The sequence below is a fragment of the Halorussus salinus genome (genome assembly GCF_004765815.2).
Taxonomy (GTDB): Archaea; Halobacteriota; Halobacteria; order Halobacteriales; family Haladaptataceae; genus Halorussus; species Halorussus salinus.
The window spans coordinates 159,226-174,413 of sequence record NZ_ML974127.1 but is presented as its reverse complement, the minus strand read 5'-3'; the positions used below and the strand labels follow the sequence as shown (position 1 = coordinate 174,413).

Sequence of the window (15,188 nt, the reverse complement as noted above, 5' to 3'; positions counted from 1 at the left end):
AATCTCGATATAATTTTCGAGAAATTTATAACGTGATATCTGCCTTTAACGAGCAATGGTAGCCTCTAGCAAGCGCGTCCTCGTCGTGGACGACGAACCGGGTCTCGCGGACGTGGCGGCCGAGTACCTCCAGCGAATCGGTGACGACATGTCGGTCACGACTGCGGCCGCGGCCAGTGACGCCCTCGACCGACTGGACGAGGAGGGCGAGTTCGACTGCGTGGTCAGCGACTACAACATGCCCGAGATGAACGGGTTGGAACTGCTGGAAGCGGTCCGCGAGCGGTACCCCTCGCTCCCGTTCGTCCTCTACACCGGGAAGGGAAGCGAGGAGATAGCGTCCGAAGCCATCTCGGCGGGCGTCACCGACTACCTCCAGAAGGAGACCGGCACCGACCACTACGAGGTGCTGGCAAAGCGCATCGAGAACGCCATCTCCCAGAACCGCGCCAAGGTGGAACTCCGGCGGACCCGCCAGAAGATAGAGGCGCTCCACGAGACCGCCGCGCAGGCGGCGACCTGCACCGACCGGACGGACCTCTGTGAACTCGCGGTTGAGGCCGCCGAGGAGATACTGGAGTTCGACCTCTGTGACCTCAGCCTCGTGGTGGACGGCGAACTCGTTCCGCAGGCCGTCTCGAAGGGCGTCCCCTCCGACGGCTACTACCGCTCGACGCCCGTCGATTCGGACGGCAACCTCGCGGCCCGCGCGTACCGCAAGGGCGAGTCGATACGCGTCACCGACCTCGACAGCCACGAGTTCGCTCCGGCCGAGTCCGACTACCGGTCGGCCCTGACGGTCCCGATAGACGACCACGGCGTGTTTCAGGCGGTCGCCCGCGACGTGAACGGCTTCGGCGACCGCGACCGCGAACTCGCGGAACTGCTGTTGGCCCACGTCTCGGCCGCGCTCGACCGCATCGGTTCCGACGAGCAACTCCGCAACGAGCGCGACAAGTTCGCCGCGCTGTTCCACAACATTCCCCACGCCATCGGCATCGGCGCGTTCGAGGAGGACGAACCGATAATCACCGAGGCGAACCCGACCTTCGAGGAGGTGTTCGGGTGGGCGATAGAGGACATCGCTGGCGAACCCGTAGACGACCGCATCGTCCCCGACACCGACGAGGCCGCGGCGGAGGCCGCCGAGATAAACCGCCGGATGCGGGCGGGCGACCACGTCACCGGCAAGGAGGTTCGGCGCGTCACCGCCGACGGCCCGCGGGACTTCCTGTTGCACACGGTCCGTGCGCCCGACGAGGACGCCAACGGCTTCGTCATCTACACGGACATCACCGACCAGAAGCGCCGCGAGCGCGAACTCCAGCGCCAGAACGAACGCTTCGACGAGTTCGCGGGCGTCCTCGGCCACGACCTGCGAAACCCGCTCGAAGTCGCCGACGGCAACGCTCGACTGCTGGCGGAAGACTGCGACAGCGAGTACGTCGAACCGCTCCGGGACGCGCTCGGCCGAATCGACGAGTTGGTCGAGGAGGCGCTCGCGCTCGCCGAACAGGGCCGGACTGTCCGGGAACCGACCACGCTCTCGCTCCCCGAGGCGGTCCGGGAGGCGTGGGAGATGGTCGAAACCGGCGACGCCGCGCTCCGGGCCGACGACCTGCCCGCGGAGGCGTCGGGCGACGAGTCTCGACTCGGCAGACTGTTCGAGAACCTGTTCCGGAACGCGGTCGAACACGGCTCCGCGAGCGGTCAGCCGTCGGCCGACGACGCGGTCGAACACGGCGAAACCACCGTGACGGTCGAAGCTGGCGGTCTCGCGGACGCCGAGGGGTTCTACGTCGCCGACGACGGCGCGGGCGTGGACGGCGACTACGACAGACTCTTCGAGCGGGGCTACACGACCGGTGACGGCGGAACCGGACTCGGCCTCCGAATCGTGGAGGACATCGCGCGGGCCCACGGCTGGTCGGTCCGGGCGACCGACTCGGCGTCGGGCGGTCTCCGCGTCGAGATACGGTTCAACGACGTGGGAGCCTGAGAGGCCGGACTACAGCTCTTTCTCTCGCACGTAGTCGGTGACGGTCTCGCCGTCGAGTTCCGACTCGCGCGAGCCGACCGTCCGGTAGTCTCGGGACTCGTAGAAGGCGTTGCCGACCTCGTTGTCGGCCAGCACGACGAGACGGAGGCGCTCGGCCCCCTGCTCGGCGGCCCACGCCTCTATCTCGTCGGCGAGCGCCGTGCCGACGCCCTCGCCCCAGCAGTCGGGGTGGACGTAGAGTCGGGGCAGTTCGGCCGCGCCGTCCTCGGCTTCGTCGGGGAGGAGTCCCTGTCCGAAGCCGACGAGTTCGGGGTCGGTCTCGTCGCCCCCGCTCTCGTCGTCCCCGCTACCCGCCTCGCGCTCGGCGACCAGAAAGACGCCATCGTCGCGCTCGGCGGACTGCCGGAGCGCGTAGAGGTCGTACCAGTCGTCCACGACCGACTCGACCGCCTCGGGTCCCAGCAGGTCGTCGTACGTCGCGTGCCACGACTCGCGGGCGACCCGGCGCACGTCGGCCACGTCGCTCGTCGTCGCCGGGCGAACGTTCGCGTCCATGCGTGTGGGGTGTGCGACCGGCGACAAATAGCTTCCGCGAGCGTGGGATTGAGTAGCGCCGACCGCCAACGTGGAGTATGGCCGAGTTTCCCGACCCCGACTCGCGGGCCCTCCTCGAACCGGACTGTGCGCGGTGTCCCGCGCTGGTCGAGTCCCGCGAGTCCGTCGCGTGGGGCAACGGGTCGCTCGACGCCGACGTGCTGGTCGTCGGCGAGGCCCCCGCCTACGGGAACCCCGACGCCGACCGCTGGCGGGGCGGCAACTGGACCGGGATGGCCTACACCTCCCGACACTCCGGCCGGGCGGTCCGGGACCTGTTCGCCGACGCGGGACTCGCGAACGAGGACCTCTATTTCACGAACGCGGTGAAGTGCTTCCCGGCCGAGGAGCGCGGCGAGAACGACGAGAGCGACGACGCCCCGACGAACCGCGAACCGACCGCCGACGAGCGCGCGAACTGCCGCGCCCACCTCCGGACCGAAATCGAGCGGGTCTCCCCCGCGGTGGTGGCGACGACCGGCAAGCACGCCACCCTGTCGCTCCTCGGCGATTTGCCGGGGGGATTCCTCGATTCGGTCCTCGAACCGGTCGCGTCCGACGAGTTCGACGCGACCGTCCTGCCCCTCCTGCATCCTTCGTACCAGAACGTCTGGCTCCCTCGAATCGGCTACTCGCGCGAGGAGTACGTCGCGGAAATCGGTGCGGTCGTCGGCGAGCGTCGAGGGCGCGGCGAGTAAGCGTCACTTTGTGATACACGTTGCCACTTCTATTTTAGGTGTGCGAACCGTCGTCAGAGGAGATGAGTATCATCGCGGAGTTCACGACGCCAGCCGACGAGTTCGTGCTGGGCGGCGCGCTCGCCGCCCATCCCGACGTGCGCGTCGAGTTGGAGAAAGTCGTGCCGACCCGCGAGGAGGTGGTACCGTTCTTCTGGGCGCGCGGGCCGGAGTTGGACGCGTTCGCCGAGACGGTCCGCGAGCAGTCCGGCGTCGCGGTGTTAGAGCGGGTCGAAGGGGTTGACGACCGGAGTCTCTACCGAGTGGAGTGGACCGACGCGACGACCGACCTCGGGGGCGTCCTCCGGACCGCCGACGCCACCGTACTGGAAGCCAGCGGGCGGGACGACGCGTGGCACTTCGAACTCCGATTCACCGACCACGACGGCGTGCGGTCGTTTCAGGCCGAGTGCGTGGACAGCGAGGTCGGACTCGAACTCCGGCGACTTCACTCGCTGTCGGCGGTCGGCACCGACGGGAGCTACGACCTGACGCCCGAACAGCGCGAGACGCTGTTGACCGCGCTCGACCGGGGCTACTTCGAGGAGCCACGCGACATCACGCTCGAAGAACTCGCCGACGAGTTGGGGCTGTCGCCGACCGCGGTGTCGGGCCGGATGCGCCGCGCCGAGGCGAAACTCATCGCGCGGACGCTGGTCACGGAGACCTGACGGCCGGTCTTCTCAGAGCAGACCCTCGTGGTCCGCGAGCAGGAGCGGCGCGAGCGTCCACCCCGTCGTCGGCCCAGTGGTGCGCGCCCGCGAGATGGCCTCGTCGGCCGGGACCGTGCGCGGGTCGGTGAACTCGCCGTCGTCGCGGTCGGGTTCGACCGGCGTCAGGTCCGTGGCGAAGACGACGCCTCGTCGCTTGCGGAGCCAACTCACCGGGTAGTGAACGTCGAGGAGCCGCGTTGTTCCGGGGTCGAAGCCCGCCTCCTCGCGCAACTCGCGGGCCGCGCCCGCCTCGAAGGACTCGCCGTCTTCGAGCCTGCCGACCGGACAGGTGACGACCGTCTCGCGGAGTTTCGGGCGGTACTCCTCTATCAGGACGACTTCGCGGTCGGCGGTCGCGGCGGTAGCGTCGTCGCCGGTCGCGTCGGTGGACTCGTCGTCGTTCTCGCGGACCGCGACCACGACCACCGCGTCGCGGGGGTCGGCCCACGCGGAGCCGTCGCTCTCGCCGTCGGGTCGCCGGAGGCGGTCGTAGCCCACGTCACCCCACGGCGTCGGAACGGTGAGACTCGCTTCCCGCGACCAGTTCAAAGCAGGCCCTCCTCGTCGGCCAGCAGGAGGGCCTCGATGGTCGCGTCGTTGGCCGGGGCCTCGCGCGCGGCGGCGAGGGCGTCCTCGACAGGCATCGACCGGACCGACAGGAACTCGTTGCCGTCGAGGTCCCGCTCGACGGGCGTCAGCCCCTCGGCGAAGACGATGCCCCGCTCGTGGCGCAGGACGCCGGTCGAGCAGTAGAAGTCCTCGATGAGGCTGATTCCCGAGGGGTCGAAGCCGGTCTCCTCGCGCAACTCGCGCGCTCCGGCCTCGGTGTAGGACTCGCCGTCCTCGACGATTCCGGCCGGGCATTCGAGACACTCCTCGCGGATGACCGGCCGGTACTGCTCGACGAAGACGACCTGTCCGTCGGTGACGGCCAAGATGACCACTGCGGGCGGGAGTTCGGCCCAGTAGTATTTCTTCGTGGAGCCGTCGGGCTGTTCCACGAGGTCGTAGCCGCCGGTGTACCAGCCGGTTTCGTACTCCGCGACCGACTCGATGACGCGCCAGTCGTCGCTCATGCGCGAGTGGTCGGGGCGGGGCGAGTAAAGCGTGACTCCTCGGCGTCGAGGGTCGCTCGCTTCTCCGGTACCTCCAGCGCGGCCTCACTGCATCGAGACGGTCCGTCCGAGTCGGCAGTAGCTACGGGACACGCAACCGAGATACGTCCATACCCATCTCGGAGGTGTCCGGGAACAAAATTATGACCACGCGCGCCTACACTCCACCTATGAGCGACGCTTCGGAACGCGAGGTCTCAGAGAGTGAGGGGCGCTATCTCAGGGCCGTCCACCTCCTCACCGCCGAGACCGACCGCCGGGCGAAGACCGGGGAACTCGCCGAGGTGCTGGACGTGAGCGACGCGAGCGTCACCGGCATGGTCGGGACGCTGGCCGACCGCGGCCTCGCCGACTACCAGAAGTACGAGGGCGTCACGCTGACCGACGACGGGGAGTCGGCCGCCCGAGAGTTCGCGTGGCGGCGCTGTGTCGCCGAGAACTTCCTCGAAGACGACCTCGAACTGGACGTGACGGCGCTCCGCGAGGCCGACCGCGACGAGGAGGCCGACGACGCGACCGACCCCCGCGCGCTCGGGCAGGTCCTCTCCGACGAGGCGGTCCACCGGCTCAAGGATATCGTGGACCACCCCTGCGACGGCGCGTGTCGCGCGCCACACGACGAGTACAGCGAGTGCAGTAGCGAGGTCCGGACGACCGCCGAGCGCGTCGAGTCCGAGTCCGAGTCCTGAGCTACAGCAACTCCCGGTAGACGCGCCCGAACGCCTGCCGCCGGAGCGTCGCCACCGCGGCGCGCTCCTCGTTCTGGTACGTGGCGGCGACGACCGTCTCGCCGAGCGCGTCGTGCCACGCGACGTTCTCGACGTTCTCGGAGCCTTCTTCGAGGAGTTCGCGGTCGCGGTCGGCCAGCCAGTCGTCGAACTCCTCGCGCGTGCCGGTCCGGACGGTCAGGAGCGACGCGAACAGCGCGTCCCGTGCGGTCTCGATGACCTCGCCGGTCACGCGCTCGTCGTACTCGTCGGGTGCGAACGCCATCGCTTTCGCAGTCTCCTTGACGACGGTCTGGGCCGCGGGACCAGTCTCGTCGTAGCGGTCGCGGGCCTCCGCCTCGGTCTCGGGCGCGAGAAAGCCGTGAGTCTCCATGGGCGGGCCTTCGGAGGCCGGGGACTACTGGGTTTCGTCCTCGGGTCGGTTGCGCTACGGGAGGTACGTCGCGAGGAAGTTCACGATGCGGTCGAGGAGGTCGTTCTTCTGGCTCTCGTCGTCGTTCGAGTCGGTGTCTGAGCGGGAACTCATACGAGAGCCTACGCCCGCGACCGGGAAAATACCCCGCGACTGTCAGTATCGTCGCACTGTCTCGGCGGCGAGTCCGAGCGCGAACCCCTGTGTGGACTGCACGCCTCCGCCGCTCGCACGGAGCCACCACTACAGCGTTCCGAAAGCAACCTATATATTTTCCTAAGCAACCAATATCGTGTTCGGTGAATGATGAAGATTGCGGGGCGACGGATTACGACGCCCCGGCGCGAGTCGTAGTCGTCACTCGTTGACCCTCTACACAGCGCAAAACCGACGCGAGGTTAGGCTACGTTGAAACCCTTGTCACGTAGGAAATCCTCGACGCGCCCGGTGTGATTGCCCTGAAGCTCTATCTGGCCCTCCTCGACGGTCCCGCCGCAGGCGAACTTGGACTTGAGGTCCGAGGACAAACTGTCCAGATCAACGTCCTTGGGGTCGAAGCCTTCTATAATCGTTACCTCTTTACCGTAGCGTCGCTCGTCGATGCGGATGTTAATCTGCTGGGACTCTTTGGCCACGTCCTCGCAGACGCAAAGCTCTTGAGGCAGCCCGCACGTCGAGCACACTTCCGACATTACAATTCGGGAATTGGTCGTAGGGGTACAAAACTGTGTCGCTAGTTACCCGAGTCGAGCCGCGAGAAAAAGCGAACGGAGACGCCAGCGCGCTCGGACGCCGGAGTCCGTCTCGCCTCCGGTCGTCCGGGGGTAGTGTTGCGCGAGGGACGAAACGCGCGGCCGGGACTACCGCCCGCCGAGGAGGCCCCGGTGGTCCCGGACCAGTTCGTCCACCAGCGACACCGCCTCGTCGGCGAGGCCGTCGTCGGTCGCGCCCGCGTAGCGGACCTGCTCGTAGATGGCTCCGACGCGCTCGGCCCGGTCGTCCACGTCGTAGTGGGACCGAATCGCCGCGAGGTACTCGCGGGGCGTCTCGCCGGAGTCGCGCTCGCGGTACTCGTCGGCGAGCAGGCGTTCCAGTCGCTCGAACGCGCGGTTCACGTCTGTCTCGGGGTCCCGACGCGGTTGCCAGCGGAGCCAGACCGCCCGTTGGAGTCGCGCCAGCAGGCCGGTCCGGCGCGCGGCCGCGAGCAGGCCCGCGACCACGAGCGCGCCGAGCGCCGTCTGCTCGCGCGAGGGCATCGAAATCGGAATCCCGCCGCCCTCGTCGCCGGAGTCGCCGCCCGTCCCGCCGCCCGCGGTCGTCGTGAACTCGCCGACGGTGCCTCCGATTCCGTCGCCGGGGTTGATGGGCTGGCGGTCGCCGAGACCGGGAGCGGCCGTGGCGGGTCCGGTGGTCTCGTTGCCGACGACGGTGGTCGTCTCCGTGTCGCCGGGGTCGGCGGTCGTCTCGGTCGTCGTGGGCGTCCACGTGCCCTCGTCGCTCTCGTCGGTGTCCACGTTCGAGACGTTGCCCTCGCGGGCCTGCTCGACGCGCGAGTTCTCGACCTGCTGGCGCGGGCCACCGGGCGTCGGGTCGAACTTCACCCACCCGACCCGCGGGAAGTAGACCTCGACCCACGCGTGAGAGTCGAGTCCCCGGACGACCCACTCGTCCTCGGCGACGCGCTGGCCCGAGGTGTAGCCGACGACGAACCGCGCCGGGATGTCCTGTGAGCGGAGCATCGTCACCATCGAGGTGGCGTAGTACGTGCAGTAGCCCTCCTGCATCTCGAAGATGAACTGCTCGGCCACGTCGCCCTCGGGCCGGGACACGTCCTTCGAGTAGGCCTTGTTGGCTTCCAGCCACGCTTCGACGGCCTCGGCTTTTTCGTAGGGCGTCGTCGCGTTCGCCGACCCCGTAATCCGGTTCGTGCGCTGGCGGATGCGGTCGGCCGAACTCTCCGGCACTTGCAGGTAGAGCTTTTCGACGTACTCGGGGTAGTCGGTGCCCGTTCGCTGGAGTTGGCTCTCGGTGGGGTCGGGGACCCGGCTGACGACCGTGTAGGACTCGCCCTGTCGGAGCGCGCCCACCGGGTCGAACGCCCCGAGCGAACTGATGCGGGTGTTGTCCCGGTCGCCCGACTCCAACCGGGTCGGCTTCCACGCCGCGGGCATCGCGGCCATCCGCTCGGCCTCGACGCTCACGGTCTGCTCGACGGTCCGGGTCGGACCGGGCGGCGCTGGCTGCGACCGGTAGGGCGTGCTGTCGCCGGTCCGAATCCAGCCGCTACCGTCGTAGCGGTCGTAGGCCGCGACGCGCCAGTAGGCCGGTTCGTCGGACTCGACGGTGAACCGGACCTTCGGCGAGAGCCGAATCGACCCCTGAATCGAGACGCGCTCCTCGTTGGTGACGAAGGCGTCTTCGACCGTCGGCGTGGACGCGCCGCCCCCCGGCAGGATGGGACTTCTCGCGCCGCCGGGCACGACGCTGACCGTCGAGGCCAGCAGGACCATCGCCACCAGCACGACCGCCAGCGTATCGACCTGCGCGGCCGTGCCTCCTCGGCGCGCGAGGGTTCCGAACCCGAGGGCGGCAGTCGCACCGAGCGTGCCGACCAGCGTGGCGAAGTTGCCCAAGTCGCCGGTCAACACGAAGAACCCGAGCGCGGTCCCGGCCGCGCCGACCGCCAGCGCGTAGCGCCGCCGGGAGACGAGATACACCGGCGCGAACACCATCGCCGGGGCGACTCCGAGCGCCCACGCGCCGACCTCGGTCATCCGGAGGACCGACAGGCCGGTCAACAGCGCCACGTTGTCGGCGACGACCTTCCCGAGCGAGAGCGCCACGAGGTAGGCGCTGGGCACCGCCAGATAGTAGCCGACCAGCCCGACCGCCAACAGGACGACCGCGAGCGTCGCCGCCTGCAACGGGCGGAGTCGCCGGGCGGTCGCCACCCCCGCCAGCGCGGTCCCGACGACCAGCGCGGCCAGCGTCGCGGTCCCGCCCACGATGTCGGTGATGTGAAAGAGGACGCTCAGGTACGCGACCATCGTGACGCCGAGCGACCCGACCGCGAGCCAGTGGTACGACACTTCTACGTCGCCCAACTCGAAGTCGGTCCCGACCGCGCGGTCGGTACTCATCGGCGTTCACCTCCCGAGACGTTCGACCCGCCGTCGGCGAACGCGGTCCGGTCGTCCGCGTCCGCCGACGACCGACCGGGGGACTCCCGACCGGTTTCTGCGTCTCGACTTTCGCCGGACAGCTGACTGAACGCGACGGTCCGGTCGCCGACCGTCACCCGAACCTCCTCGTCGTCGGCCGACGACTCGACCAACACGTCCGCTCGCTCCCGGCGCGAGTCGCTGACAGTGCCGGGGTGGGTCCGCGCCAGCAGGGTCAGCAGTTCGGTCCGGTGGTCCGGTCCGGTGCCGGGTTCGACCCGGCCGCCGGGGACTGTCAGGCCGACCGCGAGTCCCGCGTCCAACAGGTAGGTCAGGATGCTGGCGGCCGCCTCGGCCACGTCGTCCATCCGGCCGCCCTCCGCCTCCGCGAGGAGTTCGACCTGTTGGCGTTCCTCCTCGGCCTCGAACTCCATCACGACGAGTTCGTCGTCGGCGCGCTTGGCGCTTGACTTCCAGTGAACGTCCCGAAGCGGGTCTCCTCGTTCGTACTCGCGCAACTGGTCGAAGCGGTCGCGTCCGCCGAGACCGAACTCCCGGCGGAGCGCCGCGAGGTCGCTGGCGTCCCGCAGGCGGTGAATCTCGGGGAAGACGACGACCTCTCGACTCACGGGGTAGGAGTAGGTCTCCGACCAGACGCCGAGTACGTCCTCGGCGACGACTTCGACCGGCCCGACCGACTGGAACCCCCGCTCGCGCAGGGTCACGTCGAACGACAGCGTCTCGTCGGCGACGGTCGTCTCGACTTCGGAGTCGGCGACGGCGAGTCCGTCGTCGGCGTCGAGGCGGACCGTCGCGGCCAGCGGCGTCGAGGAGTCGAACGACAGCGAGACCGGGACCGTCTCGCCCGCGAAGCCGTACTCCGCCGACTCGGTCCGGAGTTCGGGCTGTCCGGCGCGCTTGACCTGCACGTACCCCGCGACCACGGCGACCGCGACGGGACCGACGACCGCGTTCAACGAGCGGGCGCTGAACCACGCGGCCATCACGAACCCTGCGAGGGTGACGGCCGCGAGCGCCCAGCCGCGTCGCGTCAGCATCTCACTTCACCGGCACCGCGTCCAGCGCCTCGGTTATCAGCTCTCGGCCCGACTGCCCGCCGGACGCGCCGGTCCGAACCCGGTGGGCGAGGACGCTCGGGGCCTCCGACTGCACGTCGTCGGGAATCACGTAGTCGCGGCCCTCCAGCACCGCGCGGGCTTGGGCCGACCGGAGGAGGGCGATGGACCCGCGGGGACTCACCCCGAGGTCGGCGTGGTCGCGGGTGTAGTTGGCCAGTCGGGTGACGTACGCCCGGACGGCCTCCTCGGCGGTGACGTTCTCGACGGTGGCGCGGGCCGCCAGCACGTCAGCGGCGGTGGCGACCGGTCCCAACTCGTCGATGGGGTGGCCGCCGGTCACGCGCCGGAGGACCTCCGACTCGTCTTCCGGCGAGGGGTACCCGAGCGTCAGGCGCTTGGCGAACCGGTCCACCTCGGCGATCGGGAGTTCGTAGGTCCGGTCGGCTTCCACGTCGTTCTGGGTCGCGATGACGGTGAACGGCTGGTCGAGTTCGTAGGTCTCGCCGTCCACGGTGACTTGGGCCTCCTCCATCGCTTCCAGCAGGGCCGACTGGGTTTTCGGCGGCGCGCGGTTTATCTCGTCGGCCAGCACCACGTTGCCGAAGACGGGACCGGGCCGGAACTCGAACTCGCGACTGCGCTCGTCGAAGACGTTCACGCCGGTCACGTCTGTCGGCATCAGGTCGGGCGTGAACTGCACCCGCGAGAACTCGCAGTCGATGGAGCGGGCGAGCGACCGAGCGAGCATCGTCTTGCCGACGCCGGGCACGTCGTCCAACAGGAGGTGGCCCCGCGCGAGAATCGCGGTGACTATCTGTTCGGTCACGTCGTGGTGGCCCACGATGACACGTTCGACGTTCTCGACCACTCGCTCGGCGACGGCGGCCGCCTCGTCTACCGGCAAGGGGTCGGGTGACGCGTCGGTTCGGCGCTGAGGGGGATTGGCTTCCGTCATGGGTGAGTGGGTCTGCACGCGGAGGGCGACGAACTCGGCGACCGGTCCGCTGGCCGCCGAAGCGTGCGGATACTACTCGTACGTAGCGACGCCACCTTTGAAACTTTTGTCCCGGCAAGAACGCGGGCGAACCGGGAGTTCCGCCCGCGCCCCGCTCTGGGATATCTTTCCGACTTTCACCGGCATAATAGTAAATTATCCTAAGTAAAGCCCGAGGGTTAAAGGTTCCCTCTGCGCTACGTCTTCACTCAATCATATGCCGCCCGACGGTCTCTTCGACGACTCGGCCGACGACACCCGTACGGCCATCATGGAAGCCACGTATCAGGCACTAGTGAAACACGGGTACGCCGACCTAACGATACAGCGCATCGCCGACGAGTTCTCCAAGAGCAAGTCGCTGCTCTATCACCACCACGACGGGAAAGACGACCTGCTTGTCGATTTCCTCGAATTCGTCCTCGACCACTTCGAGGAGGGAATCACGTTGAGCGAGGGGGCGAACCCCGACGAGCGACTCCGGTCGCTCGTCGGGTCGCTGGCCGCCCCGGACGACGGACCGAGCGAGGAGTTCGTCGGCGTCGTCGTGGAACTGCGCATGCAGGCGGTCCACGACGACGACTACGCGGCCCACTTCACCCGGAGCAACGAGTTCTTCCGCGACCACATCGCGGGCATCGTGGCCGACGGTATCGAGGCCGGACTCTTCCGGGAGGTGGACCCGGACCGGACCGCGTCGTTCCTGCTGACGCTCGCCAACGGCGCGATGACCGACTGCGTGACGACCGAGACTTCGGACGCGACGCGAGATGTCCACGAGGAGTTGGACGCCTACGTCGATAACTGCCTCTCGAAGGCGGACTGAGCGCACGCCGCGCGCCGCGGGGACCGCCGCCTACCACTCCTTGCAGTCGCCACAGACCAGCGCGCCGTCTCGCTCGCCGTCTGCCCGCCAGCGACGCGAGGCGGTCTCGCCGCAGTCGGCGCACTCGCCGCCCGCTGGCGACCACCGGTAGGTCGAGACGGCGGGGTCGGCCTCCTCGGCGGTCGGGGCGGACTCGGCAGGGTCGCCAACGGCAGACTCAGTGGACTCGGCAGACTCAGTGGACTCGGCAGACTCAGTGGACTCGGCAGACTCAGTGGACTCGGCGGAATCGGTTTCGGGAGGTTCGCAGTCGGTCGCCGCCGACTCGCCGCTCCGGGACTCGCTGTCGGTCGAGTCGGTCTCGTCGTCGCCGGTCGAAGCGAAGGCGTCGAGCGATGCGTCCTCTGGCACGCACCGGACTACGGAGGCCCCCGTCGTAAGCGTGCCGGAGCGCAGTCGTTCGTTCCGGACTCCTCGTCAGCAGACGGAGCAAACAAGTATCCGGACTCCGGAGGGGTAGACATGGCGAGCATCATCCAGAACGTCGTGGACATGATCGGCTACTTCACCGACGCCGCGCTGGCGTTCCCGACTTCCATCATCCTGCTGGCGATGGGGTTCATCTTCGTCGCGGGGTCGTCGCTGGTGCTGGCGTATCTCACCGCTGGCGCGGTCGTCGACCTCCTCGTCCCCGAGTCGGCCGGAAAACCGCCCGCACAGCGCCAGTAGACTCGTTCTACTCGGTCTCGTCCAGCGCCGCCGCGACGAGTTCGACCGCCTCCTTAGGGTCCGGGCCGAGCGGCGACCCGGCGACGAAGCTGTCGGCGTACTCCAACACGCCAGCTATCTTCTCGGCGGCCTCGTCTGGCGTCCCGGCGATGCAGAAGGCGTCTATCATCGCGGGCGTCACTCGCTCGAAGGCGTCGGTGAACTCGCCCGACTCGATGGCATCGCCGATTCGCTCGGCCGCGTCGCTCTCGATACCGTGCCTGTCGAGGACCGGCGGGGCCGCTCCGGCCGCGATGAACGCGACCGGCGGGCGCGCGGCCTCCCGAGCCTCGTCGGTCTCGTCGGCGACGCTGACGCTGGCGTAGGCCGCGAAGTCGAACGCTTCGGGGCCGCCCCGCGAGGAGGGCCGGTCTGCGAGTCCCTCCGCGACCTGCTCGTCGGCCCACGCGAAGTCGTCGGGGTGGGAGGCGTTGACCAGCACGCCGTCGGCGTGTTTCGCCGCCATCCGAATCATGTGGGGTCCCTGCGCGCCGACGTAGACCGGAATCTCACTGCTGGCGTCGGCGTCGTCACCTGCTCGCTCAGCCTCACCCACTTCGCCCCCGCCGATGGCGTCGGCGTAGTTCAGGCCCGCGTCGGTCGCCCGAAAGGTCCCGTCGTGGTCCACGCGCTCGCCGGACCAGAGCTTCTGGGCGACCTTCATCGACTCCAGCACGCGCCGGAGGGGCTTGTCGCGCTCGAATCCGAGGTTCCGGAGCGTCGAGCGGTCGCCCGCGCCGAGACCGTAGACCGCCCGGCCGTCGCTGGTTTCCTCCAGCGTGGCGACCCGCGAGGCCAGCGAGACGGGGTGGCTCTCGTAGGGGTTGGCGACGCCCGGCCCGACCCGGAGGTCGTCGGTCGCCGCGGCCACCCGGTCGAGGACGACGAAGGGGTCGCGGTTGTTGTAGTGGCAACTGGCGAAGAGGGTGTCGAACCCGGCCTCCTCGGCCCACTGGCCGATGTCCACGAGGTCCGAGACGGGATGCTCGGGCGTGAGTTCAATCCCGCGCAAACTCCCACCCCCTGAGCGCCTGTCGCACGAAGTCGCCCTCGATGTCCCGGTAGAGGTTGTCGCTCCCCTCGTGGTCGCCGAACTCCCAGTCGCGGACGACCGCCACGGGCAGGCCGTCGTCGCCCTCGCCGGTCACGAGGTTCGCCGCGGCCGCGAGTTCGTCCACCACGGCCTCCACGGTGACTTCGAGTTCGTGGCCGTCGCGGTCCTCCTCGCCGCGCCAGTCCCGACTCGCCGGGATGCCCGACCACCCGATGGCGACGCCGCGCTGGCCGTGCCGGAACGGTCGCCCGGAGGTGTCGGTCACGACGACGGCGGGGTCCGATTCGAGATTCTCGCGTATCCGGGCCGCGCTCTCGCTCGGGCGCTCCGGGAGCAAGAGCAAGTCCGCGCCGTCGTCGCCCGCTTCGCCCTCGCCCGCTCCGCCGACGTTCGACCGGTCGATGCCCGCGTTGACGCCGACGTGGCCGAACTTCGTCGCGGTCAGCAGGAACGGTGCCTCCATGATTATCTCGGTACTCTCCTCCAGCACGGCCTGCGCGAACCGGGGGTCTTTCTCGTCGCCCGAAATCTCCTCCAGTCGCTCCGCGATTTCTCTCGCTCTGGGTCCCGCCGGGAAGTCCGCCAAGTCGGCGCGACGACCCTCCGCTTTCGAGACGATGGTGCTGGCGACCAGCAGTACGTCGTCGTCACGCAGGTCGGCCTGCGAGTCTACGAGGGCGGCGATATCGTCGCCCGGCCGGACCTCGGGGAGTCCCGGCACCGCGAACACGTTCATGCAGTCGAATTGGCGCGTCGGCAGTAAAAACCCGTCCAATAGGGGCAAGCGATACGAGCGGCGAAAGCAGGGAGTGGGACGAAACCCGCGATTCGACACCCTACTCGGCGTGCGCTGGAGGAGAGCAACGACCCGGCGCGTGCGGGCGCGACCCTGCGTGGTCGCGCCTTTCCGCGCGAGGTCTGCGCGAACGGACGTGAGTGCAGGCTCGGAAGACGCGGGTTGTCTTCCGGTGGCCGAGTAACACAACGGAGCGAAGCGGAGTGAGTAAC

General features: G+C 68.8%; 17 protein-coding genes. 6 read left to right on the top strand and 11 right to left on the bottom strand.

From position 1 onward, the window contains the following. The first annotated feature begins 55 nt into the window (after positions 1–55). A complete protein-coding gene (locus EPL00_RS00870; protein ID WP_135852278.1) occupies positions 56–1,999 on the top strand; it encodes a hybrid sensor histidine kinase/response regulator in 1,944 nt (647 codons plus the stop codon). A gap of 9 nt (positions 2,000–2,008) precedes the next feature. Here EPL00_RS00870 and EPL00_RS00865 read toward each other — a convergent pair whose 3' ends face one another. After that, entirely contained in the window at positions 2,009–2,554 is a 546-nt protein-coding gene (locus EPL00_RS00865; RefSeq protein WP_135852279.1) for a GNAT family N-acetyltransferase, read from the bottom strand. Between the two features lie 77 nt (positions 2,555–2,631). On the opposite strand from EPL00_RS00865, the gene EPL00_RS00860 reads away from it, so the two are divergent. Together EPL00_RS00860 and EPL00_RS00855 are read left to right on the top strand one after the other, a co-directional pair. After that, positions 2,632–3,291 carry a uracil-DNA glycosylase gene (locus tag EPL00_RS00860; protein WP_135852280.1) on the top strand — a complete coding sequence of 220 codons (660 nt, stop codon included), beginning with the start codon at positions 2,632–2,634 and terminating at the stop codon, positions 3,289–3,291. Positions 3,292–3,353: 62 nt separating this feature from the next. Beyond that, positions 3,354–4,001, top strand: a complete 648-nt coding sequence (locus EPL00_RS00855; protein ID WP_135852281.1) for a helix-turn-helix domain-containing protein — start codon at positions 3,354–3,356, stop codon at positions 3,999–4,001. A gap of 12 nt (positions 4,002–4,013) precedes the next feature. Here the strand turns inward: EPL00_RS00855 and EPL00_RS00850 are convergent, their stop codons facing one another. Together EPL00_RS00850 and EPL00_RS00845 are read right to left on the bottom strand one after the other, a co-directional pair. Continuing rightward, positions 4,014–4,592, bottom strand: a complete 579-nt coding sequence (locus tag EPL00_RS00850) for an NUDIX hydrolase (protein WP_135852282.1) — start codon at positions 4,590–4,592, stop codon at positions 4,014–4,016. Further along, on the bottom strand, positions 4,589–5,119 hold the full coding sequence (locus EPL00_RS00845) for an NUDIX hydrolase (protein WP_135852283.1): 531 nt from the start codon (positions 5,117–5,119) through the stop codon (positions 4,589–4,591). Before EPL00_RS00845 ends, EPL00_RS00850 begins: the two co-directional genes overlap by 4 nt. A gap of 209 nt (positions 5,120–5,328) precedes the next feature. Here EPL00_RS00845 and EPL00_RS00840 point away from each other — a divergent pair, with 209 nt between their 5' ends. Further along, positions 5,329–5,847: a metal-dependent transcriptional regulator gene (locus EPL00_RS00840; RefSeq protein ID WP_135852284.1), complete on the top strand. Its 519-nt coding sequence runs from the start codon at positions 5,329–5,331 to the stop codon at positions 5,845–5,847. Between the two features lies 1 nt (position 5,848). Here the strand turns inward: EPL00_RS00840 and EPL00_RS00835 are convergent, their stop codons facing one another. The 5 genes from EPL00_RS00835 to EPL00_RS00815 form a co-directional block, all read right to left on the bottom strand. Continuing rightward, on the bottom strand, positions 5,849–6,259 hold the full coding sequence (locus tag EPL00_RS00835; protein WP_135852285.1) for a DUF5809 family protein: 411 nt from the start codon (positions 6,257–6,259) through the stop codon (positions 5,849–5,851). A 437-nt stretch (positions 6,260–6,696) separates the two neighbouring features. After that, positions 6,697–6,990: a stress response translation initiation inhibitor YciH gene (gene yciH, locus EPL00_RS00830; RefSeq protein ID WP_113276842.1), complete on the bottom strand. Its 294-nt coding sequence runs from the start codon at positions 6,988–6,990 to the stop codon at positions 6,697–6,699. A gap of 168 nt (positions 6,991–7,158) precedes the next feature. Continuing rightward, positions 7,159–9,438 (bottom strand): transglutaminase TgpA family protein, encoded by a 2,280-nt coding sequence (locus tag EPL00_RS00825; protein ID WP_135852286.1) that lies wholly within the window; start codon positions 9,436–9,438, stop codon positions 7,159–7,161. Continuing rightward, positions 9,435–10,517, bottom strand: coding sequence for a DUF58 domain-containing protein (locus EPL00_RS00820; protein WP_135852287.1), 1,083 nt, complete (start codon positions 10,515–10,517; stop codon positions 9,435–9,437). Before EPL00_RS00820 ends, EPL00_RS00825 begins: the two co-directional genes overlap by 4 nt. Before the next feature lies 1 nt (position 10,518). Further along, positions 10,519–11,493 carry an AAA family ATPase gene (locus EPL00_RS00815; RefSeq protein WP_135852288.1) on the bottom strand — a complete coding sequence of 325 codons (975 nt, stop codon included), beginning with the start codon at positions 11,491–11,493 and terminating at the stop codon, positions 10,519–10,521. Positions 11,494–11,749: 256 nt separating this feature from the next. Here EPL00_RS00815 and EPL00_RS00810 point away from each other — a divergent pair, with 256 nt between their 5' ends. Beyond that, positions 11,750–12,358, top strand: coding sequence for a TetR/AcrR family transcriptional regulator (locus tag EPL00_RS00810; RefSeq protein ID WP_135852289.1), 609 nt, complete (start codon positions 11,750–11,752; stop codon positions 12,356–12,358). A gap of 30 nt (positions 12,359–12,388) precedes the next feature. Here the strand turns inward: EPL00_RS00810 and EPL00_RS00805 are convergent, their stop codons facing one another. After that, on the bottom strand, positions 12,389–12,769 hold the full coding sequence (locus tag EPL00_RS00805; protein ID WP_162224121.1) for a DUF7573 domain-containing protein: 381 nt from the start codon (positions 12,767–12,769) through the stop codon (positions 12,389–12,391). A 111-nt stretch (positions 12,770–12,880) separates the two neighbouring features. On the opposite strand from EPL00_RS00805, the gene EPL00_RS00800 reads away from it, so the two are divergent. Further along, positions 12,881–13,087, top strand: coding sequence for a hypothetical protein (locus EPL00_RS00800; protein ID WP_135852290.1), 207 nt, complete (start codon positions 12,881–12,883; stop codon positions 13,085–13,087). 7 nt (positions 13,088–13,094) lie between these two features. Here EPL00_RS00800 and EPL00_RS00795 read toward each other — a convergent pair whose 3' ends face one another. Beyond that, complete coding sequence (locus EPL00_RS00795; protein ID WP_135852291.1) at positions 13,095–14,138, bottom strand: 5,10-methylenetetrahydromethanopterin reductase; 1,044 nt, start codon at positions 14,136–14,138, stop codon at positions 13,095–13,097. Then, positions 14,125–14,916 carry a coenzyme F420-0:L-glutamate ligase gene (locus EPL00_RS00790; protein ID WP_135852292.1) on the bottom strand — a complete coding sequence of 264 codons (792 nt, stop codon included), beginning with the start codon at positions 14,914–14,916 and terminating at the stop codon, positions 14,125–14,127. The genes EPL00_RS00795 and EPL00_RS00790 overlap by 14 nt, the downstream gene beginning before the upstream one ends. Positions 14,917–15,188 lie beyond the last annotated feature (272 nt).

Coding starts and splice junctions, on each gene's coding strand:
- EPL00_RS00870 (WP_135852278.1), top strand. CDS start 56: ATGGTAGCCTCTAGCAAGCGCGTCCTCGTCGTGGACGACGAACCGGGT.
- EPL00_RS00865 (WP_135852279.1), bottom strand. CDS start 2,554: ATGGACGCGAACGTTCGCCCGGCGACGACGAGCGACGTGGCCGACGTG.
- EPL00_RS00860 (WP_135852280.1), top strand. CDS start 2,632: ATGGCCGAGTTTCCCGACCCCGACTCGCGGGCCCTCCTCGAACCGGAC.
- EPL00_RS00855 (WP_135852281.1), top strand. CDS start 3,354: ATGAGTATCATCGCGGAGTTCACGACGCCAGCCGACGAGTTCGTGCTG.
- EPL00_RS00845 (WP_135852283.1), bottom strand. CDS start 5,119: ATGAGCGACGACTGGCGCGTCATCGAGTCGGTCGCGGAGTACGAAACC.
- EPL00_RS00840 (WP_135852284.1), top strand. CDS start 5,329: ATGAGCGACGCTTCGGAACGCGAGGTCTCAGAGAGTGAGGGGCGCTAT.
- EPL00_RS00835 (WP_135852285.1), bottom strand. CDS start 6,259: ATGGAGACTCACGGCTTTCTCGCGCCCGAGACCGAGGCGGAGGCCCGC.
- yciH (WP_113276842.1), bottom strand. CDS start 6,990: ATGTCGGAAGTGTGCTCGACGTGCGGGCTGCCTCAAGAGCTTTGCGTC.
- EPL00_RS00825 (WP_135852286.1), bottom strand. CDS start 9,438: ATGAGTACCGACCGCGCGGTCGGGACCGACTTCGAGTTGGGCGACGTA.
- EPL00_RS00820 (WP_135852287.1), bottom strand. CDS start 10,517: ATGCTGACGCGACGCGGCTGGGCGCTCGCGGCCGTCACCCTCGCAGGG.
- EPL00_RS00815 (WP_135852288.1), bottom strand. CDS start 11,493: ATGACGGAAGCCAATCCCCCTCAGCGCCGAACCGACGCGTCACCCGAC.
- EPL00_RS00810 (WP_135852289.1), top strand. CDS start 11,750: ATGCCGCCCGACGGTCTCTTCGACGACTCGGCCGACGACACCCGTACG.
- EPL00_RS00800 (WP_135852290.1), top strand. CDS start 12,881: ATGGCGAGCATCATCCAGAACGTCGTGGACATGATCGGCTACTTCACC.
- EPL00_RS00790 (WP_135852292.1), bottom strand. CDS start 14,916: ATGAACGTGTTCGCGGTGCCGGGACTCCCCGAGGTCCGGCCGGGCGAC.